At 45.1% G+C, this 23,168-nt stretch carries 17 protein-coding genes and 1 riboswitch; of the genes, 5 read left to right on the top strand and 12 right to left on the bottom strand.

What is annotated here, in order from left to right; translation table 11 throughout:
* Positions 1 to 159 precede the first annotated feature (159 nt).
* The gene (locus CEQ32_RS19750) at positions 160 to 1,125 is read left to right on the top strand and encodes a zinc transporter ZntB (RefSeq protein WP_037421970.1); all 966 of its coding nucleotides are present in this window, start codon (positions 160 to 162) and stop codon (positions 1,123 to 1,125) included.
* A gap of 54 nt (positions 1,126 to 1,179) precedes the next feature.
* Here CEQ32_RS19750 and CEQ32_RS19745 read toward each other — a convergent pair whose 3' ends face one another.
* The 3 genes from CEQ32_RS19745 to CEQ32_RS19735 all read right to left on the bottom strand — a co-directional run bounded on the left by CEQ32_RS19745 (position 1,180) and on the right by CEQ32_RS19735 (position 4,648).
* Positions 1,180 to 2,295 carry a succinylglutamate desuccinylase/aspartoacylase family protein gene (locus tag CEQ32_RS19745; RefSeq protein WP_088586684.1) on the bottom strand — a complete coding sequence of 372 codons (1,116 nt, stop codon included), beginning with the start codon at positions 2,293 to 2,295 and terminating at the stop codon, positions 1,180 to 1,182.
* 1 nt (position 2,296) lies between these two features.
* The gene (gene lysC, locus CEQ32_RS19740; protein WP_037421964.1) at positions 2,297 to 3,652 is read right to left on the bottom strand and encodes a lysine-sensitive aspartokinase 3; all 1,356 of its coding nucleotides are present in this window, start codon (positions 3,650 to 3,652) and stop codon (positions 2,297 to 2,299) included.
* Positions 3,653 to 3,795: 143 nt separating this feature from the next.
* Positions 3,796 to 3,970: riboswitch (Lysine riboswitch) on the bottom strand.
* A 243-nt stretch (positions 3,971 to 4,213) separates the two neighbouring features.
* Positions 4,214 to 4,648: a DUF3293 domain-containing protein gene (locus CEQ32_RS19735; RefSeq protein ID WP_037430123.1), complete on the bottom strand. Its 435-nt coding sequence runs from the start codon at positions 4,646 to 4,648 to the stop codon at positions 4,214 to 4,216.
* A 582-nt stretch (positions 4,649 to 5,230) separates the two neighbouring features.
* On the opposite strand from CEQ32_RS19735, the gene arcA reads away from it, so the two are divergent.
* A complete protein-coding gene (arcA, locus tag CEQ32_RS19730) occupies positions 5,231 to 5,947 on the top strand; it encodes a two-component system response regulator ArcA (protein ID WP_007644695.1) in 717 nt (238 codons plus the stop codon).
* A 594-nt stretch (positions 5,948 to 6,541) separates the two neighbouring features.
* Here arcA and CEQ32_RS19720 read toward each other — a convergent pair.
* Complete coding sequence (locus CEQ32_RS19720) at positions 6,542 to 8,833, bottom strand: S9 family peptidase (RefSeq protein ID WP_088586682.1); 2,292 nt, start codon at positions 8,831 to 8,833, stop codon at positions 6,542 to 6,544.
* Between the two features lie 297 nt (positions 8,834 to 9,130).
* On the opposite strand from CEQ32_RS19720, the gene CEQ32_RS19715 reads away from it, so the two are divergent.
* The gene (locus CEQ32_RS19715) at positions 9,131 to 10,123 is read left to right on the top strand and encodes a class 1 fructose-bisphosphatase (protein WP_088586681.1); all 993 of its coding nucleotides are present in this window, start codon (positions 9,131 to 9,133) and stop codon (positions 10,121 to 10,123) included.
* Here CEQ32_RS19715 and CEQ32_RS19710 read toward each other — a convergent pair.
* Together CEQ32_RS19710 and CEQ32_RS19705 are read right to left on the bottom strand one after the other, a co-directional pair.
* Positions 10,120 to 10,359 (bottom strand): hypothetical protein, encoded by a 240-nt coding sequence (locus CEQ32_RS19710; protein WP_088586680.1) that lies wholly within the window; start codon positions 10,357 to 10,359, stop codon positions 10,120 to 10,122. The two genes, CEQ32_RS19715 and CEQ32_RS19710, sit on opposite strands and share 4 nt — an antisense overlap.
* A gap of 605 nt (positions 10,360 to 10,964) precedes the next feature.
* Positions 10,965 to 11,207 carry a hypothetical protein gene (locus tag CEQ32_RS19705; protein WP_047533641.1) on the bottom strand — a complete coding sequence of 81 codons (243 nt, stop codon included), beginning with the start codon at positions 11,205 to 11,207 and terminating at the stop codon, positions 10,965 to 10,967.
* Positions 11,208 to 11,785: 578 nt separating this feature from the next.
* Here CEQ32_RS19705 and CEQ32_RS19700 point away from each other — a divergent pair.
* On the top strand, positions 11,786 to 14,566 hold the full coding sequence (locus CEQ32_RS19700; RefSeq protein ID WP_146128726.1) for a hypothetical protein: 2,781 nt from the start codon (positions 11,786 to 11,788) through the stop codon (positions 14,564 to 14,566).
* A 402-nt stretch (positions 14,567 to 14,968) separates the two neighbouring features.
* Here the strand turns inward: CEQ32_RS19700 and CEQ32_RS19695 are convergent, their stop codons facing one another.
* Complete coding sequence (locus tag CEQ32_RS19695; RefSeq protein ID WP_088586677.1) at positions 14,969 to 15,538, bottom strand: DUF7010 family protein; 570 nt, start codon at positions 15,536 to 15,538, stop codon at positions 14,969 to 14,971.
* 609 nt (positions 15,539 to 16,147) lie between these two features.
* Between CEQ32_RS19695 and CEQ32_RS19690 the strand changes: the two genes are divergently transcribed.
* Positions 16,148 to 16,636: a TIGR00645 family protein gene (locus CEQ32_RS19690; RefSeq protein ID WP_011073724.1), complete on the top strand. Its 489-nt coding sequence runs from the start codon at positions 16,148 to 16,150 to the stop codon at positions 16,634 to 16,636.
* A 111-nt stretch (positions 16,637 to 16,747) separates the two neighbouring features.
* Here the strand turns inward: CEQ32_RS19690 and CEQ32_RS19685 are convergent, their stop codons facing one another.
* The 5 genes from CEQ32_RS19685 to CEQ32_RS19665 form a co-directional block, all read right to left on the bottom strand.
* Entirely contained in the window at positions 16,748 to 18,454 is a 1,707-nt protein-coding gene (locus CEQ32_RS19685; RefSeq protein WP_088586676.1) for a methyl-accepting chemotaxis protein, read from the bottom strand.
* A 294-nt stretch (positions 18,455 to 18,748) separates the two neighbouring features.
* On the bottom strand, positions 18,749 to 19,993 hold the full coding sequence (locus tag CEQ32_RS19680; protein ID WP_088586675.1) for a dicarboxylate/amino acid:cation symporter: 1,245 nt from the start codon (positions 19,991 to 19,993) through the stop codon (positions 18,749 to 18,751).
* 390 nt (positions 19,994 to 20,383) lie between these two features.
* On the bottom strand, positions 20,384 to 21,256 hold the full coding sequence (locus tag CEQ32_RS19675) for a Wadjet anti-phage system protein JetD domain-containing protein (RefSeq protein ID WP_088586674.1): 873 nt from the start codon (positions 21,254 to 21,256) through the stop codon (positions 20,384 to 20,386).
* Entirely contained in the window at positions 21,244 to 22,464 is a 1,221-nt protein-coding gene (locus CEQ32_RS19670; RefSeq protein ID WP_088586673.1) for a phosphoenolpyruvate carboxylase, read from the bottom strand. The genes CEQ32_RS19675 and CEQ32_RS19670 overlap by 13 nt, the downstream gene beginning before the upstream one ends.
* A gap of 42 nt (positions 22,465 to 22,506) precedes the next feature.
* Positions 22,507 to 23,160 (bottom strand): condensin complex protein MksE, encoded by a 654-nt coding sequence (locus tag CEQ32_RS19665; protein ID WP_037422308.1) that lies wholly within the window; start codon positions 23,158 to 23,160, stop codon positions 22,507 to 22,509.
* Positions 23,161 to 23,168 lie beyond the last annotated feature (8 nt).

The raw sequence follows: 23,168 nt of genomic DNA, 5'->3' as shown, positions 1-23,168 counted from the left end.
AACTAAGGCTAATTTTAATCTATTTCATCATAAGTTGCTTGGCCAGCAATTTACTCATCTAGCGCTGAGGTTATTGTGAGAGGAAACGACGCTAGGCTTCATTTCCACTGTAAAATCAGTTAGCTTTACCCGATGATTTAGCATGAGATGGAATGTGACATGCACGAAGGATTTATCTATAGCATAGTGCTTAGCGGCGCACGAGCTGGCTCAACCTTAAGCCCAGAACAACTTGAAAATTGGGACCCTAAGGACGGGTTGATTTGGGTACACCTACGTTATCGCCACAAAAAGGCTCGCCATTGGGTGTTAAACAGCGGTCTTAATAAAGTCGAAACCGATGCCCTGCTCGCCCAAGATACTCGCCCTCGAGCCGTATTGGCAGGGGAAGGTGTATTACTGGCACTGCGCGGTATTAACTTAAATCCAAACTCAGCACCTGAAGATATGGTCGCCGTGCGAATTTACGCCGATAGACAGCGCATTATCTCCACCTGTGATCGCGAGTTGCAATCGGTTAAAGATGTGGCTGAACTGATCATGGAAGGCACAGGCCCAACCACCACAGGAGATTTTCTCCTCGCCATTTGTGAAAAACTGACTACACGTAAAGTCGATTTTATCGATACGCTAGAGGAGCAACTTTCAGAATTAGAAGAACAAGTTGTTTCTGGCAATGTTAAAGATTTACGTACTGATATTGCCGAACTACGCCGACAAACCGTAGCCTTGCGCCGCTATTTAGGCCCACAGAAAGAAGCCTTCACTAAGATGCTGTCCGATCAATTTGTGCTGTTTAATGAACCCGAAAAACTTAAGATGCGCGAAACCACGGATAAGCTTATTCGCACCATTGAAGACTTAGATGCACTGCGCGACCGAGCCAATGTGACCCAGGAAGAGTTACTCAGCCAGCAATCGGAGCAGCTAAACAAGCGCTTGTATTTCTTATCCTTAGTCTCGGCAATTTTCTTGCCTCTGGGCTTTTTAACCGGTTTGCTTGGGGTCAATATCGGCGGTATTCCCGGTGCGGATAACGCATGGGCTTTTGCGACCTTCTGCGGCATTTTAATATCGCTGGTTGCCCTGCAAATGGCGCTCTTCTATCGCTTTAAGTGGTTGTAGACTGTAATAAAAAAAGCCAATCTCGAGATTGGCGTTTTGTTTTGCTGATTGCCGTTAATATGGCAATTCAAACAGATTGGTCATGACTTTATAGAGCTCTGTGCCTTGATGCACCGACGCCGAAGCAAAATGGAGTATAGGCACACAATCCTGGGGCAAACTGAGTGCCGTCAGCTCCTGCTCACTGCCATATAAGTCGAGTCGCAGCAGATTGACTAAGGTCTCACCCGCCGCAAGCGGCTCTCCCACGGGCGCCACATATTCCACCAAGCCCGCCATAGGCGCATGGTACTTTTTGTAATCCTTAAGATAACAGCCAAAACGCGGCATCTTAACGGGTTCCACTTGCTCGGCAATCACCCCGCGATGACTTAAATAGGCCAAAATGCCTTTAGCATCGACTAAAGCATCCTCAAGGCAAATGCGTTCTTGGCTCGCCAGTTCCAAGGTAAAAGCTGAAACGGCGATATTGAGATCCCGCCCCTGCGCTTTTGCCACTTCACTCAATTGCCACCAAGGACAAAATGCCGCCTCATCCATTGCGCCACCAAAACTATTGGGGATCACCAGTGTGTAAGGAATCGTGAAAAACTGCGCCGCTGCAATATCATATTCAGGGCAATACAAATGTTTACAGGATTTAGGCCCAGTATGCAGATCGAGCACTATATCCGCTGCATGGGCCATAGCCTGTAAGCTAACCGCCAATCTGTGGCCCGTGGTCACGCCCCAATCGTTACGTAACCGCTGCTGGCAAGCTTCAATCAAGGTGCTGCGATATGCTTGAATAAGTTCGCTATCGCTAAGCTCAGCATGTTCACTGTACCAAGCGGGTAAATCTATCGCGTGATTTAAGTACTCACGATTCCAGTTTACGCCAGTGATAGGGTCAAAACGCCCCAGTGTAAACTCACCGCTTTTTTGATTAATTCCCAGCGGATTAGCCAAGGGCACTAAGGTCATTTCCCCTAAGATGTCGCAATTTTCCAACTGTTTCATCAATTGATAAATCACCGCATTGCCTTGCACCTCAGCACCATGGACATTAGCCTGAATATACACTTTAGGGCCAGATACATGACCACTTGGCTTAAAGTGATAAATCGGCAGCGTCAGAGCCTGCCCTGCGGCAAGCTCCCCAATTTGCAGAGACGATGTTGTCGGCAACATACTAAACGCCTTCAAACAAGTTTTCGTGCAACGCTTTAACCACTTGTGCCGCTTCGGATTCGGCTACTAACACACACAAGTTATGCGGGCTGGCACCTTGGCAGATCATCCGCACATTATGGGGTTCGAGCACTTCAAACACGCGGCGACAAATACCCGCAGTCGTAGCGATGCGATTACCGATAATCGCCACCAATGCTAAACCATCCTCCACGCGCACGCGGCAATGTTGCGATAATTCTTGCAGTAACGCTTCACTTAATAAACCTTGTCCGCTTGAATCGGAGCCGGTTTTATCTAGAGTGAGCGATACGTTAACTTCGGAGGTGGTGATCAAATCCACACTGATCTTGTGTCTTGCCAATGTGGCAAAGGTTTCCGCCAAGAAGCCCTGCGCATGCAGCATTTGTAGGCTGTGCAGATTGAGTAGCGTCTGGTCGCGGCGCAGCGCCACCGCGCGGAACACGGGTGCATCTTCAACCTGATGGCGGATCCAAGTGCCACCCTTTTCAGGCTCCTTGCTTGAACCGACAAACACTTGAATTTGTTGGCGCACGGCCGGAAGAATCGTCGCAGGATGTAATACTTTAGCGCCAAAGGTTGCCATTTCAGCGGCTTCGTTAAAACTGATTTCGGCAATCGGATGGGCGTTTGGCGCGAGGCGCGGATCGGTCGTATAAATCCCGGCCACATCGGTCCAAATCTCAACCGCTGAGGCTTTTAAGGCTTCGGCTAACAATGCGGCGGAATAGTCGCTACCGCCACGGCCGAGAGTTGTGGTTTGCCCCGCTTCATCGGAGCCTATAAAACCTTGAGTCACAATCACTTGCTCAGATAACAGCGGCAGTAAATGCTCACTCGATAGCAAAGCAATTTGCTCAACCTGTGGCTCTGCGCGGCCAAAATGGCTGTCGGTGCGCAGCACACGGCGCACATCGAAGGCACTTGAGTTGGCGCCTTTTTCGCGCAACACCGCCGCAAATAATGCCGACGAACACTGCTCACCAAGGGACAATAACTCATCCATGGTGGCCTTACTGCGCTGGGACGCCAGCGCTTCGCTTAATACCGCCATACGGCTTAACAGCTTATCTAATGCGGCAGCAACATCGTTAGGGCGACCGAGTTTATCTAAGATAGCGTATTGAATCTGCGCAATTTGCTTTAATCGTTGTAAGCGACCATCGTCGTTAATTGACTCTTGGGTCAGTTCAACCAACAGGTTAGTCACGCCACTGGAGGCGCTAACCACCACTAAACGGCAATCAGGATTGCCCAGTACGATATCGGCGCAGCGATTCATTGCACCGTAATCGGCAACTGAAGTACCACCAAATTTTGCGACAACAAGAGACATTAGCGCACCTCCGCAGAAGCAGAATACACGGCACAAACAAGGATAAGATATTGATTAACTAACATGATTACGCTCCGAACTAACTTCGTTCGAAGAGCCTGGTGCTCAATGATACGCACCCCAATAGAAGGGAAACAGCAATCGTCACCAGAAGCTCTCCACCAATTACAGGTGACAATCGTTAGGATTCAGCCTAAGCGACCGACATAAACATGCAGCAACCACATCTATGCCTCGGCGTTAATCTCCCTCATCAATCATCGCTGGAGTTTGTGCTCCTCTGACTGACTACCTAGTTAACGCTCCTCTTCTGTTCCTTTCCGCCGGAAAGGGACGAAAAAAGTAGCAATAAACCCCTAATGAAGTCAATGCTAATTTCACACACTATATACAAATTCAATAAACGCATTTAAAAACAATGGGAATTTAAAACGTTTGCGACTCATGCCAAATGAGAATAGGGAAAAATCAATCAGATCTAGCAAAGAAGAAAAACAAACTAGCCTTGCCGTGAGAGCAGCAAAGCTTAGCCAGAGGAGCGATTAAAAGCGTCAATCGCGGTTAGGTGACCAAGTCCGGTAGCTCATAAACCAAACGCACATAGTCGTTAAATCGACCTAAACACACCTCTGTTTGCCCGGCTAATGTACAAGGCACTAAACTCACCTCGCCCTGTTCCACCATGTAGATAGCGTATTGATTAAACTTTTTCCCCAACTGCAAGGCCATGCTGCGATCAATAAACACGGCCCAGCTCTTCTCCATATGGGATAAATCTGGCGATGCCCCAATCAGTGCACGATAGGGACTGCCTAATAATTCAATTTCACGTAAAAGTTGGCGGTCGAGTAATCGGTTTTGGCTGGGAGTGAGGAGGGTTGAAGCGGGATTATGGGCGGTAATTACAGCAAAGGAAAAATCACAGGATAATGCTTGAGTAAGCAAAAACAACGGCGTTTGATAATGCTGCCACAAATCTTGAGTCATGTTGTCCATTGGTAGTCTAGTCGAAAAATGAACCCGCGCTAGTTTAACAGAGAGCCTAAAAAATCCAAAGAGGCGTGAACTGGCTCACAAGAATTAAAAATACATTAGTTATACTAATCAATGACTAAAGTAAATATCATGGTAAATCAGCGTCTCAGCCTGAAATTTGTTAACATTTCATTTGTTAACAAATGCCTAAAACGAGTACAATGTCGTCATTGGCCAGTTAAGCAGATAACATTAAGTTTGCTTAATCTTGACAAGGGTTTGTTAGATTCCTCTGCGAAATCACCTTATGCTGGCCAGACATCTTTTAAAATGTGTTCTACATTTGATTTATCATTTAAACATTTTAAAAAAAACAATAGTTAAGGAACTATTTTTAACTATTGCTTATCGAAGTTGATACTGGTTACGTTTTATCGTATTACACTTTAAACGTTCACTTATATACATCCTGACGTGTAGCCGTGAAGATCTTCCCTTTGAAGCACAGAGCAGTAAGTGGAAGTATCAACATTTTATGAATATAAGAATCCGATGTAAGTGATTCTTATGGTTAGAATATTGGTTAAAATTTAGGTACTTAATATGCAAAATCCGCACATTCTGATCGTTGAAGATGAAGCCGTTACCCGTAACACGCTAAGAAGTATTTTCGAGGCAGAAGGGTATGTGGTAACTGAGGCCAATGATGGCGCAGAAATGCATAAGGCTATGCAGGAAAACAAAATTAACCTCGTGGTTATGGACATTAACCTACCAGGTAAAAACGGTCTGTTGTTGGCACGTGAATTACGTGAAATCAACAACATCGGTCTGATCTTCTTAACAGGCCGTGACAACGAAGTCGACAAAATCCTTGGACTTGAAATTGGCGCGGACGATTATATTACCAAGCCGTTCAACCCTCGTGAATTGACGATTCGTGCTCGCAACCTTCTGACTCGTGTTAATAGCGCAGGCAATGAAGTCGAAGAAAAGAGCTCTGTCGAATACTATCGTTTTAACGATTGGAGCCTAGAGATCAACAGCCGTTCTCTAGTAAGCCCACAGGGTGAATCTTACAAACTGCCACGTAGTGAATTCCGCGCTATGCTGCACTTTGTTGAAAACCCAGGCAAAATCTTAACTCGTGCCGATCTACTGATGAAGATGACTGGCCGTGAGTTAAAGCCACACGACCGTACTGTTGACGTGACCATCCGTCGTATTCGTAAGCACTTCGAAAGCTTGCCAGATACGCCAGAAATCATCGCTACCATTCACGGTGAAGGCTACCGTTTCTGCGGTAACTTAGAAGACTAATCTTCAATTTGCCGTTTGAACGCCATAAAAAACCAGATCCTAGGATCTGGTTTTTTTTTATCTCTGCAAAATAGGTTTTAGCTGTACGAAATAATACCAATCACATTAAATATCTAATCAGTTCAGAGCCTCACAGGCATTTCAATCCAAGGCGCATTGACGCAGAAATGGTCATTCCCTTTTAAGTCAATGCAACACCGGAGTGGGATGTCTGTGTGGCTCCCAAAGGGCGGCTGATGTTCACTGTATGGCAACGAGCTTTATACTGCGTTTAAGGCTTTCGACAGAGCACCACTATGCCTTCAAGCCTTCGCCTTGTCTAAAGCGCGTTGAATTCCCGCTGAATGAACAGATATTTAATACGATTGGTATAAAGCAAACTGGAAATCCAAATTACAACTCAGTGAACTGGAATATTAAGCGCCAGATAAGTATTGAGTGTGTTGTGATTAAACTAAGCATCGTACTGTTAAATAAATAGGCTTAGCTCAGAATCATACAAAATAAAAAAGAGTGGGGATGTTGCCCCACTCTTTTAAAAACGCCACTCTGACATAAATACCAGTCTGATATAAATGCCAACCTAACGCTGAGTTATTTGCCGCTTTTAAGCTGTCTATCGAGGAAATCCGCCAGCGAGCGGTATAAGTGATTACGCACTTTCTCACCGCGCATCGAATGCTTAGAGCCGGGATAATCAATCATCTGGAACAGTTTGCCTTCGTCCTGCAACGCCTTATACACGCGAGTACTGTTTTCAAACAACACGTTATCGTCGGCCATGCCGTGGTACATCAACAGCCCCGACTGGTAGTTTTTCACATAGGGGAACACGCTACTGGCTTCGTAACCCTGCTCATTATTCGCGGGGTGAGCAAGATAACGCTCAGTATAGTGAGTGTCGTACAAGCGCCAATCGGTGACGGGCGCGCCCGAAATCGCCGCCTTAAAGTAATCTGGCGCCTTAAATAAACTCATCAAGGCCATATAACCGCCGTAGCTGTGGCCATAAATCGCCACGTTGTTGCTATCGACAAAGGGCAAGCTGCGCAGGTAATCGACACCAACCTTTTGATCGTTCACTTCCGCTTCGCCCAAGTGACGATAAATAACTTGCTCGAACTTAGTGCCTCTGTGGGCACTGCCACGGTTATCCAGTTGAAATACCACATAACCTTGCTGCACTAAGTATTGGGTAAAGTAATCCTGCTCACTCCAGCTATTCGTCACTAATTGCGCATGTGGGCCGCCATATACGCGCACGACTACGGGGTACTTTTTGTTCGCATCGAAGGGCACGGGTTTAAAGAGACGCGTTTGCAAGATTTGCCCATCTTCTGCCTTAAGTTCTTTAAACTCAGGCAGTTGCCACAGTCCGGCATAGTCATACAGAGGATGACCCACTTTGACTTGGTTTTGCTCCACCCACGCCAAATGTTGGCCCTTATCGCCGTGTAAACTGATCTGCGGCGGCTGAGATAAGCTATTGAAATAATCCAGATACACGCTTTGATTATCGGCAAATACCGGATCGTGCATCCCCGCCTCGCGGCTCACGCGCTCAACCTTGCCACCCGCTAACGGCACACGGTAAAGATGCTTTTCGATGGGGGTATCTTTACGGCCGGTGAAATACACCCAACCTGCGGTTTCATCGATATATTCCAGCTCATCGACTGCCCAATTACCCTTGGTCAGTTGTGTCTTCAGCTTACCTTTTAGGTCAAACAAATACAGATGATTAAAGCCGTCACGCTCCGAGGCCCAAATAAAGGCCGATTGTTGCTTTAAGAAGTGCAGGTCATTGTTAAGATTCACCCAAGCATCGCTGCGCTCTTTGACTAAGGTTTTCGGCTTGGTCAGCGCATCGAGCGCCACCAGTTGCAGATCCAACTTTTGTTGATCGCGGCTCTGCCACTGGAAGGATAAATGCTTGCTATCCGGCAACCAATCGACGCGAGGCAGGTAAATATCCTTATTTTTATCATCGCTTAAGGTGACCCAATTGATGGTTTTATTGCTCAAGGTCACAACGCCCAGTTGGATCTCGACATTGTTTTTGCCCGCCGCCGGATAACGCTGCTCGGTAAGCTTAATGCCATCGGCATAGATTTCATTGCGGGTGACTAACTCAACGCCAGACTCATCGATACGGGTAAAGGCGATGGCCGACTCATCGGGCGCCCACCAGTAACCCGTCATGCGATCCATTTCTTCCTGCGCCACAAATTCTGCCATGGCATTTTTAATCGCGCCGCCACCGTCTGTAGTCATGGCCTCAAGCTTTTTAGTCGCAAGATTAAGCACATACAGATTTTGGTCCCGCACGAAGGACACAAAGTTGCCCTTGGGCGATAGGCGCGCATCGGTGGCAAAGCCCTCGCCTATCGGCAGTTGGCTAACGCTGCTATCCGCTAAGGAGAAGTAATACAAATTACCCGAGGCAGGGATCAACAGCGCCTTGCTATCGTCCGCCCAGAAATATTCCATAATGCCGTCGCCATAAATACGTTGGCGCTCGCGGCGGGCCTTTTCTTCATCGGACAGTTCATTGCTCGCCAACTTATCGGCATTCAGCAACAGGCTAGATTCGCCCGTCTTCACATCCATTTGCCAGAGATCGTAAAAGTTTTGGTTATCTTTACGTCCAGCCAGATAAGTCACCCTTTGGCCATCGGGTGATAATTTTAATCCACGGGGGCTCGTACCCGCCAAGGCAGGAGACGCATTCATGCGCTCGATAGTCAGCGGCGTTGTGCCGCCCTCAAGTGCATAGGCGGGGGTAAATATCGCGCTAGAAACCATGGCCAGTTGACTCGCTATCAGTAGGGATGAGGCGCCCAATGTCACCGAGCGCAGGGAAGAAGCTAACCCATTTTTAGTCATTATTATTCCTTGGAAGCATATTCGCCTTTAGGTGGCGATTAAAAAACTGCCGCCATTGTGCCAAGGCACAGCCTAAATAAAAAGCGCAGGCAATATACAGATACAAATTAGCAGGCAAACTCCTGCGGTTAGCTCAATTTTCAAGATAACTAACATCGCCTTGCGATAACAGATAACGGTAACAACCTAAATTGCGTAAAACCCACAGCAACATCGCTGAAATTGTCGACTAACTGAGTTATTATTCGCGGCAAATAATGAAATTGACCTCAATGTTGAACCCCTAAAGGACCTAACATGCAGACTCTTGCCCAGCACTTAACCTCAAAGGCAGTGAACGAATCCCTCGCGCAACTGATTTTGACCTTAGCCGACACCTCCAAAGCCATCAGCCATGCCGTGCGTCACGGTGCCTTAGCCGGTGTGTTAGGCGCGACCGAACAGGAAAACGTGCAAGGTGAAACCCAGAAAAAACTGGATATCATCACCAACGATATGCTCAAAGATGCATTAAAAGCCGACGGAACAGTTCGCGGCCTAGCCTCAGAGGAAGAAGATCATGTGGTTGAAGTCAGCGCCAATGGTCAATATCTGGTGTGTTTCGACCCTCTAGATGGTTCATCGAATATCGATATCAACTCACTGGTCGGCACCATTTTCTCTGTCCTGCCCGCCCCTGCTGGCGAGTTGACTGAAACAAGCTTTTTACAATCGGGCCGCAATCAGTTAGCCGCAGGTTATGTGCTCTACGGCCCATCAACCATGCTCGCGCTCACCACAGGCCAAGGCGTGCAACTCTTTACCTTGCACCCAGAAACCAACGAATTTTTACTGACCAACGCGGCCATGAGCATCAGCCCAGACACCCAAGAATTCGCCATTAACATGTCGAACCAACGTTTTTGGGAAGCGCCAATGCAGACCTATATCGCCGATTTACTACTAGGCAAAATTGGCCCTCGCGAAAAATCCTTCAACATGCGCTGGATTGCCGCCATGGTGGGTGACGTGCACCGCGTACTTTCTCGCGGCGGTATTTTTACTTACCCAACCGACAATAAAGATCCGAAAAAGCCATACAAGCTGCGTTTAATGTACGAAGCCAACCCAATGGCCTTATTAGTCGAGCAAGCTGGCGGTAAAGCCTCTACCGGTTATGAAACCATTTTGGATATTCAACCAACACAAATTCACCAACGCGTTGCGGTTATCCTCGGTAGCGCCAATGAAGTGGACGCTTGCCTAAGCTACCATGGTATCGATTACAGCGAAGAACCAAGTCTAGACTAAACCGAATCGCTTAAGCTTTGATTTTTTTCCAGATAAAAGCCACTGACCACAGTGGCTTTTTTATTGTCGCTTAATGCGACATTCATTTTAAAATGCGGCCTGACGGCCGGAGTAATTGCGGCCTTACGGCCGAGAAGTTTAACGTCGTGGGGCTTCACCCCACACCCGACCAAGAGGGGATCAACAGCAATTCCCTCTTGGATCTCCCTTGCCGCCCCTAGCGAAGTTACATGCATTGGTTAGTGGCTTCGTGCTTATTCAAAAATAGCTAACGCTTCCGATGGTACATCCTGTACCCCGAAAGCTAGCGAGGCATCCATGCCTCGCTCACGCTATTTTCTTCAACGCCCTTCAGCAACTTCGCAGGGGAAGGTGAACTTCTGTAGCTACTGTATGGGCTTAAAATTCAGAAAGAATTGTACCAGTCCGATCTTTCATACTTGTTATGGGCACTTTTCGCCATGTCTATCATAGGGATAGGACTGGAGGTCAGTGCAAGTACTACCATAACACTTAACAATAAAGTTTATGCATCGGCCACCGCCTTTATACATAAAAGAGAAGTCAGCAATATCTCTATTTTGAGAAATTGAAACTTCTAGATTTTCATTCGGAAGGTTGTGACCATTTAGATATTTAACCACGGTAGCCGTAGCTAGCTCTCGCATTTCAGGCGTCAATTCTTGAGGCTCATTTGAGCACCCAAATATGAGAAATATACTGGAGAGTAAAAGGCCAACTCGATTCATAATGTGCCTATAACGCCGCCAACAGCGGCCGAGCGTAGCGAGGTCCAGCCCCATAGGGGCGATGCTGCTTGGGCCTTGTTATGTGTTGGGGACTACTTAAAAAAGTCACCTTCATCTATATCAGCCAAGCCGATTTCTTTTAGTGGTATATCAAATGATTCTGCTTGCTGCTGCATTAACGTAATGAAACGATGGAACCCCATCATATAGCCGGTTTTATAATCTTCTTCACTAGTTCCTTTTGCAGCCTTATGTTCGCTTATCGATTCACGCGCATACTCTTTTGCAATCGTTCCGAGATCACCTAGATAATTCTTATATTTTTCGTTATCCATAAGACTCATAACAGTGTATTCCCCCCACTTCTAATAAAACCCAACTGTATAGAGTTGGATATTGGAATGATACGAATAAATAATTCAATCATGCCAATAAGTTAGCATCAGCCTCAGTGTGCTATCAACATTTTTCATCCAGAAAAATCGAGACCTTATTAACCTAGAAGCATTTTGGGAAAGATAGGACAGGCACAAATTTTTAGAAAGTCCCTTGTGCCCATTGCCAAATTTGCTATCGCTTCCGAAGATTCCGCTTTACATCCATGTAAAGCACTCCAGTTCGGCAATCCCTACCTCTCGCTCATAAGCTCGAAAATCACCAATTTTCATTCGCCCCTTCCCCGAAAGCTACGCAGACGTCCTGTCTGCGTCACTCGATTTTCTTCAACGCCCTTCAGCATCTTCGCAGGGGAAGGTGAACTTCTGGTGTATTTGTGTTAGCTGCGATTGACTGAAAAAGATATGCATATCCCATTTTTGTAATATCTTCTTAAGTGTCAACCTCACAGATTTATTAATTATTCATATTCAATGGACGATGGTTTTTGAGTTAGTTAAAATTTGAAAAAAATCATATGGCTATTGATATGGAAGACAATCAGCAAAATAAATACTTTTTGGCTATGCAGGCATACCAAGAAGATGACTTTACAAAAGAAATTTTACTCCCTTTGTTTAGATCAATGGGTTATGACCGCGTAGAGTTCCATGGTGGTCCTAATGAACGTGGCAGAGATCTAATTGCTACGACTTCATTACCTCCACCCAAACGAGGAGAATATGTTGTCTATATTCAATCAAAAAAACTAAACAAAAATAAAACTTTAGCTCACAATGATTTATCTCGGTTATGTCGACAGCTAAAACAAGCAAAATCAAAAGGCTTTACGAAAGGAAACGGAGAGCGAGTTACCCCATCACAAGTCTACATTGCTACACCGCATGAAATCACTCAAAGATTCATAGAAGATTTGGAAGATGAATTATTTGATGAAAATAACCGTAATTGGTTAGAGCTATACGATTGCGTGCAAATCTTGAAGGATATTGAAGAGTTTTGCCCTGAGCTATTAGAAAAGCTTGCACCATTTGAGGAAAAAATCTGGAATGCTAAATGTAATATTACTAGTGATAGAAATCGTGAGTTACTAGGTGCACTTTGTTCAGCAAGGGATTCTATTGACATTAGCAAGTTCTATAGTGACTTATCATTCTTCGTCGGCTCAATTGACAGTAGAGTACTAGTCACATACAAAGCTAATATAACAAAAAACAACTTTAAAATTATAAGTAAAGAACGATGGGAAAATCTCAAGTCAGAACGAAAAAAAATAATTAACTTAATTGGCTTAGATATTTTAAAAGAAGACATAAAAGTTATCGAAGATAAGTATAAAAACCACTACAATCAATATCATTCAAAAGAGAACAAAGCAAATCAATCTTCTTACGATGCATCTATAGCACATTTATCTTCAATTGTAGAGGATTTTAACTCTAGATCTTTACTACTTTTATCAAGGTTAGAGTCTGAAGAAAATAAACTATCGCATAAAAATAAAAATGCGCTAAACTCCATTATATTAGAGTTAAAAAAGCTTCGCTCCAGAATCAAGAGTGGAAGTTATGAAATTGAAACTCCCGCTTGTAAAATTGACCACTCTATACTAAATAAAGAATCTACTGAATTAGTAAATAAAACTATTGAATTTATCAATGAGTTTTCAAAAAAAATAAATGAGCAACAGAAATATGTAAACTCAATAAGTGAACAAATAATATCAGAACCATATTATGACATTTTATTGAATTCAAACTTACTTGAAAACGAAATATCTAAACGTGTTAATGATTATCGTTCTTGCATAAAACATCTAAATAGTAACACTCGTCCAAATATTGCAGAAATTCGGAAGTTACTTGATTCCGTAGAAATTAGTTTAAGATTTTTTGAGTGTATTTATACAAGTGAGTCGGTACTTAGCTCCGTTATTGAGCTAAAAAAATTAGATAATTGTTCTGATAGGATTTCAATATCAGCTCATGATGTATTTTATACTGGAAAAGATGTTGCTGTTTATGGTGGCGCTGGTGTAGGAAAAACAACGACTCTAGAAATGTTTGCTAAGTTTTATGAAGAAACGATTAATGGAAAAAAAATAATATTCTGTAGCTTAAACAGGGTTGTTCAAAGCTTATTAGAACTAGGAATAGACAATAAGAAAACAACAAATACCACATCAAATTATTTAAATAAAGTAATTTACTCAATTATTCTTTTATCATATGGATTAGATGTCAATGCTGATAATATCGAGAGGATAAAGCCGTATTTGAATGACGGAGTTGTTCTTGTCTTTGATGGATTAGATGAAATCGTTACAGAATACCCAATTGTTCTAGACTCCATGAATAATTTCAAGAAGAGTTATGTAAAAACCCAATGGATTATTTCTAGTAGAGATTGCGTTAGCTATCTTAAAGAAATTAATTTTTTAGGAATCACTCTACTTCCTTTTACCCCTGAACAGCTTCAAAGCTTCATTTACGGCTGGTTTAATAATGAAAAAAAAGGAATTAAGCTATGGAATGAAATATCAGACACAGAACTACTTAGCAATCTGTTAACCCCATTGGTTGCAACTATTCTTTGTACATTAGTAGAAAAAGGAATCAAAGCTCCTTCTAATGAATCCGAAATATACGGTGAACGTTTGAGCCTTTTACTTGGTAAGTATGATGTAAAGAAAGGAATACGACGTCAGGAGCAAAGTAGTGATGAATTATTTACATGCGCTAAAGCTCTTGCTTGGATAATGCACTCTAAAGGAATACGTACAATACATTATCATGAGGCCATTAAAGAGCTAGATATTAAAATTGGCTCAAAGTATACAAAGAAACTTATTTCAAAGAGTGTGAGTGAGTTAGAAGATCCATGTATGGTATTGGTCCGAGATAAAGTGTCAGGAAAGCTGTCATTTGGACACTTTAGATTCCAAGAGCATCTTGCATCCCTTGAGTTAAAAGGAAATAGATCTATTGACCTTAGCACATTAATAATACGGGATTGGTGGCGAGGAGCTTTTATTTTATTTGCTCAAAGTATAGATGATATTGAGTCTACAATAGAAGAACTTATGAGAGGTGATAAGTTAATTCCTGAAGAAGCGTTCACAACATTATATGCGATGTGCAATGTTTTAAGTCTTAATAAGAAGAGGAATATGAAGTCATTACTTGATCATCTAAAGCAAGATAACACCTCTTTCTATGAAGCAGAATATCAAGATTCCTCTTATGACTATCTTAATAACCACTATCTTTTATCTAGTGATTTAGGATTAAATTGGTAAACATTAATACTCTGAGTCACTCTAACAACGAAAGATGGCGGGAAAGATCATGCATAACCCTTTTAAGATTAACAGCCAACGCAGAACCCACAGAAGTTCACTTTACCCTGCAAAGTTGCTGAAGGGCGTTGAAGAAAATCGCGTGAGCGAGGCATGGATGTCTCGCTAGCTTTCGGACTATCTTTTTAACATCAAGGGGATGTACCATCGGAAGCGTTAGCTATTTTCGAATAAGCACGAAGCCAGTCTCTAATGCATGTAACTTCGCTAGGGGCGTCTTGGAGCATCCAAGGAGGATAGGACGAGCAGTCCTCCTTGGTCGACTCTTGATTAAAAATCAGGGGGCTGAAGCCCCACGACTTTGACTTACCTCGGCCGTAAGGCCACAAAACCGACGCCCAACTAACTGGCAACACAAAGATTTTGCTGAATCTTCCAACGACGTTCCATGAGTGGAATCGAAAAACCATAACATACCACCACAATCAAAGGTTGAAGCTGAAAACTCAACTCAGGCCACAACATAAAGGCAGCCACGCAAGCCACAGTGCGCACAATTGCATGTACAATCGCCACCTTTTGCGCCGCTAACACGCCGAAAACTAACCACATTAACCCTGTTTGTACTGCAAGGGCGAAGGGCAAGGCTAAATAGTTTTCCATAAAAAAGGGAATGCTGATGCTAAAGGTTAAAAAACTCATCCCCATGGCAGCCAAAAACACTGTTTCAAACCAATTACGATCAGTGCTTTTCTTGAAGGAGATATTTTCACCCGTGAGACGCGAGACTCCCATAGCAAGATAGACAATAGAACCTGTGCCGATAAATGTTGCCATCACCATTTGCGATGCTGGCAGAATAAAACTCATGATAAACAATAGCGTCCATACCATCATGCCTGATAAGGGCATAGCTAAAGCACGTTTTTGGCGGTATTCGATAAGTTGTTGATCCAGTGATTGATGTTGCATGATTAAGCCTCCTTGTTGGTATGGCTTAAGTATCCCTGCATCCGCTAAATCACGGCAGTGTGAGTTGTCAGCAATTACGGATGACAAATGTCATTCAAAAAACAGGAGAGGGGAAAGATAGGCAGGCACAAATCTTTAGGACTAACAGCTAACACCAAGGCAACAGAAGTTCACCATCCCCTGCGAAGTTGCTGAAGGGCGTTGATGAAAATCGCGTGAGCGAGGCATGGATGCCTCGCTAGCTTTCGGACTATCTTTTTAACATCAAGGGGATGTACCATCGGAAGCGTTAGTGATTTTCGAATAAGCACGAAGCCACTAATCAATGCATGTAACTTCGCTAGGGACACCGGGCCATGTTTTATAAATAAGCCAAAAGGGGAACAGGCGTTTTTCCCCTTTTGGTCGGGTGTGGGTTGAAGACCCACGACTTTGATTTACCTCGGCCGTAAGGCCGCAACACCAAATCAGCTATGCCATATTTAGGGCTTAGCCGCATATACCTCACGCCTTTGCGATTGGCCGATAGCGCGGCGTTAACCCAGTATGTTATTGTTTTAGCATCATAGATTCTATTTTTGTGCTTTAACCACTAAGGGTTTACTCCAAATGGAAAAAATATTTGAAAGACTCATGTATGCATCACGCTGGATTATGGCGCCGATCTATTTAGGGCTGAGTCTAGTGCTATTGGGCCTAGGCATTAAATTCTTCCAAGAGATCTTCCATATTCTGCCGATCATTTTTGAGATGACTGAAGTGGATTTAGTGCTGGTGACCCTGTCCTTGATTGATATCACCCTTGTCGGCGGCTTGATTGTGATGGTGATGTTTTCTGGCTATGAGAATTTTGTCTCGCAACTGGATGTGGGCGAAGACAGTGAGAAGCTCAGTTGGTTGGGTAAATTAGATTCAGGCTCACTGAAAAACAAAGTGGCGGCGTCGATTGTGGCGATTTCGTCGATCCACTTACTGAAAATCTTTATGGATGTGAAGAATATCGATAACGACAAAATCATGTGGTACCTGTTAATCCACATCACCTTTGTATTATCCGCTTTTGCCATGGGCTATTTGGATAAAATGACCCGCAAATAAGCATGCAACACGGGCGGGAGGTTAGCATCAGTTCCCGCCCCTTTTACTCCAGCCTAGGCTCGGCCTGGTATTGGCTTAGCAGCACCATCAACATTTATAGTTATCAACCCTTTATAACCTAAAACGACTCAGAGATGTTTTCATCTCATTAGCCATTTTCCGCAGTTGATGGCTAGCAGTCGATAATTCTGAAGATTTGATATTGGTGTTTTCTACCGCCTGCGCAATATTTTCCATATTCTGATTAATCGTCCCCGACACAACGGCCAGTTGTTCTGTTGCGCTAGCAAGTTGGTCATTCACATCGGTAATGCTCGACACCGCGGCGTTAATACGCGTTAGTGCCTCATTGGCCCGTTGAGAACAGGCAATTGTTTGTTCTGTTTCGGTTCGGCTTTGCGCCATTGATTGCACAGCGTTGACTGAGTCTTGCTGAATCCCTTGAATACGCCTATTAATGTCCTGAGTTGACGCTTGAGAGCGGCTAGCAAGGGTGCGAACTTCATCTGCCACAACCGCAAAACCCCGCCCCATTTCGCCAGCACGTGCCGCTTCTATCGCAGCATTTAAAGCCAATAGATTCGTCTGCTCCGCAATAGCACCAATCACATCGGTGACCGCGCCGATTTCATCACCACGTTTAGATAACTGCCCGATCACATCAGAGACTTGCTCCAGTTTCAGTTTAAGCGCATCAATCGCTGTTATCGTTTGCCCGACGGACATTACCCCATTTTGAGCTTCATTGTCGGCGTCCCTTGTCGCTTTAGCGGCCATAGTCGCGCTGCGAGCCATGTCCTCACAGGTCGAGGTCATTTCATTTACCGCGGTGGCGACTTGGGCAGTTTGATCCATCACATTTTGTAAAATGTGCTGTGTCTGTTGGCTGGTATGATCTAGCGCTTCAGATTGCTCGACCAATTGCTCTGCCATCGACGACTGTTGACCGATAATATTGCGTAATTGCTTGATAAGACCACTTAATGCCGCTAACAGGCTATCGTGATCTCCCGCTTTCAAGCCAAAGTTCACCGAAAAATCTCCTGTTGCAACCAGCTGTACCAGTGCTTTTGTTGTCGCCAGTTCTCCGCCGAGTGCCTGTAATAACCAGCGACGGATAAATAACGACACACCTATGGTCAGCGCCATAATAACCACGACAACTAATCCAACTCGGATAGCCACCGCCCAAAAGGCCTCCTTAACATCATCAATATAAAGACCAGAGCCCAACACCCAACCCCATTTATCATCCTTAGCCACGTAAGACAACTTAGCGTAGCGCTCCTCGGTTACTCCCCCGCCTTTTATGGGTTTAGGCCATTGGTATTCAACAAAGCCATTGCCATAACGGGTGATCACGTCAACAAAACTGACGAACAAGTTAGCATTATTGAGGGGCTGTTGTTGGCTGCCATCACGGTTACGCATTAAGGTGGCGTGATAAAAGTTTGGCCGATCCAATACGGTACCGTCCAGAGCCGATACCGTTGGATGCATAACCATTTTGGGTATAGGCCGACCGGTATCGTTAATCCAAATATATTCCGCGCCATCATAACGAATGGCCTTAATGGTCGCCATGGCCTGCTGCTGCGCCTGTTCAGTGCTTAACGAACCGCTTTGCTCCAGAGCTTGATAATGTTTAACGACGCTCAGGCCACTATCAATAATCGCCACAACACGATCTTCCCTCCCCTTAATCAAACTCTGGTTAAGGGTATTTAGCTCCATTAGACCCAATACCACAAAGCCCAACAATGCGAGTAACGGAATGCTGAGTAATCGGCCTCCGACTGTCTGCCAAAATCCAGCCATGGTGCCTCCTAATATTCCAAGTGATTCAAGCTTATAAATCAGTATGGTTGAAGTTTCATTTATTTAGCCACTTTTAATTTGATAAAAGTACTCTATGGATTTGTAACAACTCACCTTGGGACTAGCTACTTTTTAGCTCAAATAAAGGCCGTATTTAGGCTGAACAAGCTCAGGGGATTGATTGTTGTCGCAACAACAAAAGGCAAGTAAATAGACCAATATCAATCCTGATTTATTTAACAAAAAAGCCACTTTAATCAGTGGCTTTAGTATTTAAAAAGATGCTTGAGGACGTTAATTCTTGGCTAACTCAAGCTCATGCACTTTTTCGGTTTGATCGACTATGGTCAATACCGCGGTATCGCCCACTACGTTGCAAGAGGTCAGCACCATATCGATGATGCGATCCAGCGCGGCCACAATCGCAAAGGCTTCAATCGGCAAGCCCATTTGATGGATTAACACCCCAATCATCACCATGCCACCACCGGGTACACCTCCCGCGCCAACAGATAACAAAAAGATACTAAACAGTAGCGATGGCAGTTGCTCGCTGGTGATTGGCATTCCGAAGGCATTGGCAACGAAGAAAATCGCAATCGTGATATAAATCGCCACACCGCCCATATTCATGGTCGCCCCGAGCGGTACGCCAAAGCCTGCCACAGCGCGGTTAACCCCGAGTTTTTCAGTCAAGGTACGCATAGTCACAGGAATCGTGGCATTGGAGCTGGCGGTAGACAGTGAAAACAGCACTTGCTCCTGCGTCTTCGCCCGAAAGGTCTTAGCCGAAATCGGTGTAAACATACCAACGGCCAACGGATAGACCACAAAAATCCACAACAACAGCAGGGCTAGAATGATCACTAGGTATTCGAGCACACTCATAAATACCTCGGCATCTAAGGTAGCGCCTAACTTAAACATCAGCGCAAACACCCCGAAAGGCGCAAGACTCATCACCACAGAAATCAGCTTCATCATGATTTTATTGGCGGTTTGAAAGCCTTGTACCGCACCAGCCACATGTTCGCCGAGGGACTTCATCACCCCACCTAACATCAGCGCCATAAAGATCACTTGTAGCATATTGCCCGACATAAAAGCCGCTACCGGATTACGCGGCACGATATCAATCAACAGCGCCATTAAGCTGGGGAGTTCGGTCGCGGTAATGGCGACACCATCGGTGCTGCTCATATCGACGCCTTTACCAGGGTCGAGCAGTAGTACCACTAACAGAGCGGTCGAGATGGCGACCACAGTATTAATGATGTAAAAGCCGAAGGTTTTGCCGCCAAGGCGCCCAAAGCTTTTTAAGTCCTGCAACTCGCACACACCGCAAACGATACTGACAAATACCAGAGGCACGACCAACATCATGATCATGTTGACGAACATAGTGCCGACGCCGCTAGCCAATTCGACTAAATTGCCTGAAAAAAAGCCAATATCGTTTAAAAAATACTGCACTAAAGTGCCAAGAATAAGTCCCGCAAATAGACCGATAAAGATCCGTGTCGAAAGTGATTTCATCATGCTGATCGTTTTCCCAGATAGCTCATCTTTTGATATTCATCTTCCCTAATGAGCAACATCGCCATTCCCTTTTAAGCTCAGGCGGGGATAGTGAAACATGCTGGCAGCAAATTCAATGAATAAATTTACTTATTTCATTTTCAATTAAGCCAAACTCATCACAAAAATTTTGTATTATTCTGATTTATAACAAAAATAAAATCATCGATTAATAATCACGCTATTAATACATAAGTTAAAAAATCAAAAATTAAACACTATTTAAACCAAATAAACACAATTAATCGATTGATACCGAATAAGACTAGATTTAAAAACTGAATAAATACTTTAAATAGTATTAAAAACTACAAATATCGAACTTAACAGAGAGATGGGGAAGGATAACGACTAACAATATGCCAGTAGCACTAGCTCAAGCCGATGCGACAGCAGGTGCTGCTGTTTAATGCTAATTCGTTGCTGAGTTAACCAACGGCTTAATTGCTGCCAATTTTTTAAGTCGGCTGACTGTAAATATTTAGCCTGAGGCGCTTGCTTAGCAAAGTCATCAGCGGAATTAATCTGTGGGATAGCGAGTAACTCGCTGGGCGCAAAAAGCGCTAACTGCGGCACGATACAATGGGTCATGCCCGTTAAGGTATGGGCAATTTGCAGCCCTGCGGGGTCGAGATCGGTAAAGGCAATAATCGGCATTTTACCCGCCATCGCCTGTAAAAACTGCCGCACACCAATGGGGGAATGGTGGCCGCTGCCACGGTAAATCACCATAATGCGGCTAAGTTCGGCAGGTAAGCGCGCTTGGGTTATTGCATCGAATATATCCAGGTTTTCAACCACTAAGATGGTGTTAACATCAAGCTCATGGCAAAGCTGTTGTGCTTCATCTAAGGGAGTACGTAACGAGGCTCGTGCAGACATCACCAAGGGCGGCGATTCAAAACCGAGATACTTCAACAAAACATACTCGGCTTCGGGGCGGATGTTCGCCAGCTTCTCATTCTGGCTTTGGGCGGACATGGCGATGCGGTCTAGATTAAAGTCCAGTGCCTGTAAATCCACGCCCTCTTTTGCCAATACACCTTGGCGCAGCAACTCAAAATCCCTTGGCGCAAAACACAAATATTTTTCCGCACCATCCAGCTCGCCTACCTCTAACTCGCGGTAAATCGTTCGCCAATTCGGGCTAAGTTTTACCCTTGGAGCGCGATTAAGATAAACGCTCTCCAAGAGTTGCAACTGCTGTTTACCTAGGCGAGCCATAATTCCACGTCGCGGATAATAAAGTTACCGCTGTAGATGGGGTGAGGTTCGCCTAAGGGCTCTAACTCGAAGTAAGCCTTATGCTCATCGGGCAAGCCTTCGTAGCCGCCAATCACTTGATAAATCCAGCTTTCGGCATCCCACGGCAGGGCTTTTTCGACTAAGTAATCGAGCGCCGATTGACGTAAGCCCGACTCAATCACATCGACAAAGTAAGTATCGACCGCTTGCTTGAGTGGATTATCAGGAATATCAAAGTCTTCGCTTTGGGTAAGCGATACACTGACATCCTGCTCACGCACAGTTTCTATCACGCCCTGACGACTAATCGCCTTGATATGGGCGACAATATTCATCAGCTCAAGCTCCTGGCTGGCGTTATGCACATCCACAGACGCTGGGGCCAACAGCACTTCAGCGCGATTGAAAAGGCTCGGGATTTCCTTATGAGACACATGGTCCGCAGGGCGATAATCCGGATGCAAATCTGTGTATAGCAACCAGCCCTTAAGTAAGCGCGTACGACCGCGAATTTGCCTAAAGCGGCCGAGGAGTTCCAGCAACCTGCCCTGCACCACACTGAGCTCCTGGGCGCAGTCACTCATGGTTTCCTGCAAGGTGGTCACCAGCAACTTACGCAGCTCACGGATATCACCGGCGATTTCGCCTAATTCGCTAAACTGGAACATCTCCAAACCATTTAGCAATTCAGACACTTGGCTCTGGGCGAGTTCGTTTTCGCGGATCTTAGCGTTAATGGTACCGACATAACCGAACTCGTTGTTGATCCGCCCCCACAACACGCGGATCGAATAGCGCAAACTGTCGGCAAAGCTATACACATGCTCACTTAAATCAGACAGATACGCCTCGGCAGCGCTGTAATCTGAGCTATGGCGCGCCTCTTTATAGTGGTCGGCCAAGGTTTTAATGGTGGCGAGCGCCGAGCCGACATTGGAGTCGATTTGGCGATTGCGCTCATCACTTAAGCCTTCTTCGAGCAAGGCGCGCACCGAGCGTTTAAGGCGCAGCTCTTGGTCTGGCTCTGGGCGCCATAAAATCCCTGCCTGTTTGAGTTTTTCAACCACGGCGGGATCATGGGCATCTTCATTGAGCGAGCCCGCTAAATAGGCGTCCATAATGATGTCAGCATGGCGGCCTAACTGCTTGAGTAGCTTAACCCCAGCCTGATGTAAGTTACTGCTCATCACGGCCTCCTTGGTTTACACCGCAGATGATTGTCCAAAGCATCATAGTAAATCCCGCTGGGTCGCCGTTTCCGCCTGCGCCTCTAGGCTTAGGCCTTCAGTTTCGTCAATAAAACGGATCACTTCGTACAGATAATCCAGCTTGCCCGTCGCGATATAAATTTGTTTTTCAACGTTAGGGCGCACCAGATAGCCAAGCTCCACTAAGCGTTTGAACACTAACTTAATTTGCGCATCACTATTGGTACTGGTTGAGCCGAATAAGCGGTATTGGCTGAGTTTGGCCAACTGCTCACGAAACGCAGGGGTATCTTCAATTCGGCTTTGCAGCTCGGTTAACCGTACTGGCGCACCTTCGCTTAAGGGCGCATCTTGGCCGCTGGCTTCCTGCACTAATACCAGCCACTCCACCATAGGAATAAGTGCCTGACAAATATCCTTAAACTGCGATGAAATCACCTTGCGCTCGCTCTCGCCTAACTGCAAATAACCGCAGAAAAACACGTCACCCTCGGCGGCCGAGGCCACGGTGCGGTTGATTTGATTTAGATAGGCTTCAACCCGCTCGCGGGTGCTGTTATTTTTCAATGCGCGCCAGCCATCTTCATTGGTGGTGCGGCAAATAAATTCGCCCTTGAGCAAGAGTTCGATAATGGCGCCCGTGCCGACTAAGACGGTTTGGTTTGACTCATTCATGGCACTCA

This window comes from Shewanella sp. FDAARGOS_354 (assembly GCF_002209245.2).
GTDB classification, from domain to species: Bacteria; Pseudomonadota; Gammaproteobacteria; order Enterobacterales; family Shewanellaceae; genus Shewanella; species Shewanella xiamenensis.
Note: the sequence above shows the minus strand (reverse complement) of the source record. Positions and strands in the feature narration are given on the sequence as shown.

What these genes read in the sequence shown, in the direction of transcription:
- CEQ32_RS19750 (WP_037421970.1), top strand. Translation starts at nt 160, where the DNA reads ATGCACGAAGGATTTATCTATAGCATAGTGCTTAGCGGCGCACGAGCT.
- CEQ32_RS19745 (WP_088586684.1), bottom strand. Translation starts at nt 2,295, where the DNA reads ATGTTGCCGACAACATCGTCTCTGCAAATTGGGGAGCTTGCCGCAGGG.
- lysC (WP_037421964.1), bottom strand. Translation starts at nt 3,652, where the DNA reads ATGTCTCTTGTTGTCGCAAAATTTGGTGGTACTTCAGTTGCCGATTAC.
- CEQ32_RS19735 (WP_037430123.1), bottom strand. Translation starts at nt 4,648, where the DNA reads ATGGACAACATGACTCAAGATTTGTGGCAGCATTATCAAACGCCGTTG.
- arcA (WP_007644695.1), top strand. Translation starts at nt 5,231, where the DNA reads ATGCAAAATCCGCACATTCTGATCGTTGAAGATGAAGCCGTTACCCGT.
- CEQ32_RS19720 (WP_088586682.1), bottom strand. Translation starts at nt 8,833, where the DNA reads ATGACTAAAAATGGGTTAGCTTCTTCCCTGCGCTCGGTGACATTGGGC.
- CEQ32_RS19715 (WP_088586681.1), top strand. Translation starts at nt 9,131, where the DNA reads ATGCAGACTCTTGCCCAGCACTTAACCTCAAAGGCAGTGAACGAATCC.
- CEQ32_RS19710 (WP_088586680.1), bottom strand. Translation starts at nt 10,359, where the DNA reads ATGCATGTAACTTCGCTAGGGGCGGCAAGGGAGATCCAAGAGGGAATT.
- CEQ32_RS19705 (WP_047533641.1), bottom strand. Translation starts at nt 11,207, where the DNA reads ATGGATAACGAAAAATATAAGAATTATCTAGGTGATCTCGGAACGATT.
- CEQ32_RS19700 (WP_146128726.1), top strand. Translation starts at nt 11,786, where the DNA reads ATGGCTATTGATATGGAAGACAATCAGCAAAATAAATACTTTTTGGCT.
- CEQ32_RS19695 (WP_088586677.1), bottom strand. Translation starts at nt 15,538, where the DNA reads ATGCAACATCAATCACTGGATCAACAACTTATCGAATACCGCCAAAAA.
- CEQ32_RS19690 (WP_011073724.1), top strand. Translation starts at nt 16,148, where the DNA reads ATGGAAAAAATATTTGAAAGACTCATGTATGCATCACGCTGGATTATG.
- CEQ32_RS19685 (WP_088586676.1), bottom strand. Translation starts at nt 18,454, where the DNA reads ATGGCTGGATTTTGGCAGACAGTCGGAGGCCGATTACTCAGCATTCCG.
- CEQ32_RS19680 (WP_088586675.1), bottom strand. Translation starts at nt 19,993, where the DNA reads ATGATGAAATCACTTTCGACACGGATCTTTATCGGTCTATTTGCGGGA.
- CEQ32_RS19675 (WP_088586674.1), bottom strand. Translation starts at nt 21,256, where the DNA reads ATGGCTCGCCTAGGTAAACAGCAGTTGCAACTCTTGGAGAGCGTTTAT.
- CEQ32_RS19670 (WP_088586673.1), bottom strand. Translation starts at nt 22,464, where the DNA reads ATGAGCAGTAACTTACATCAGGCTGGGGTTAAGCTACTCAAGCAGTTA.
- CEQ32_RS19665 (WP_037422308.1), bottom strand. Translation starts at nt 23,160, where the DNA reads ATGAATGAGTCAAACCAAACCGTCTTAGTCGGCACGGGCGCCATTATC.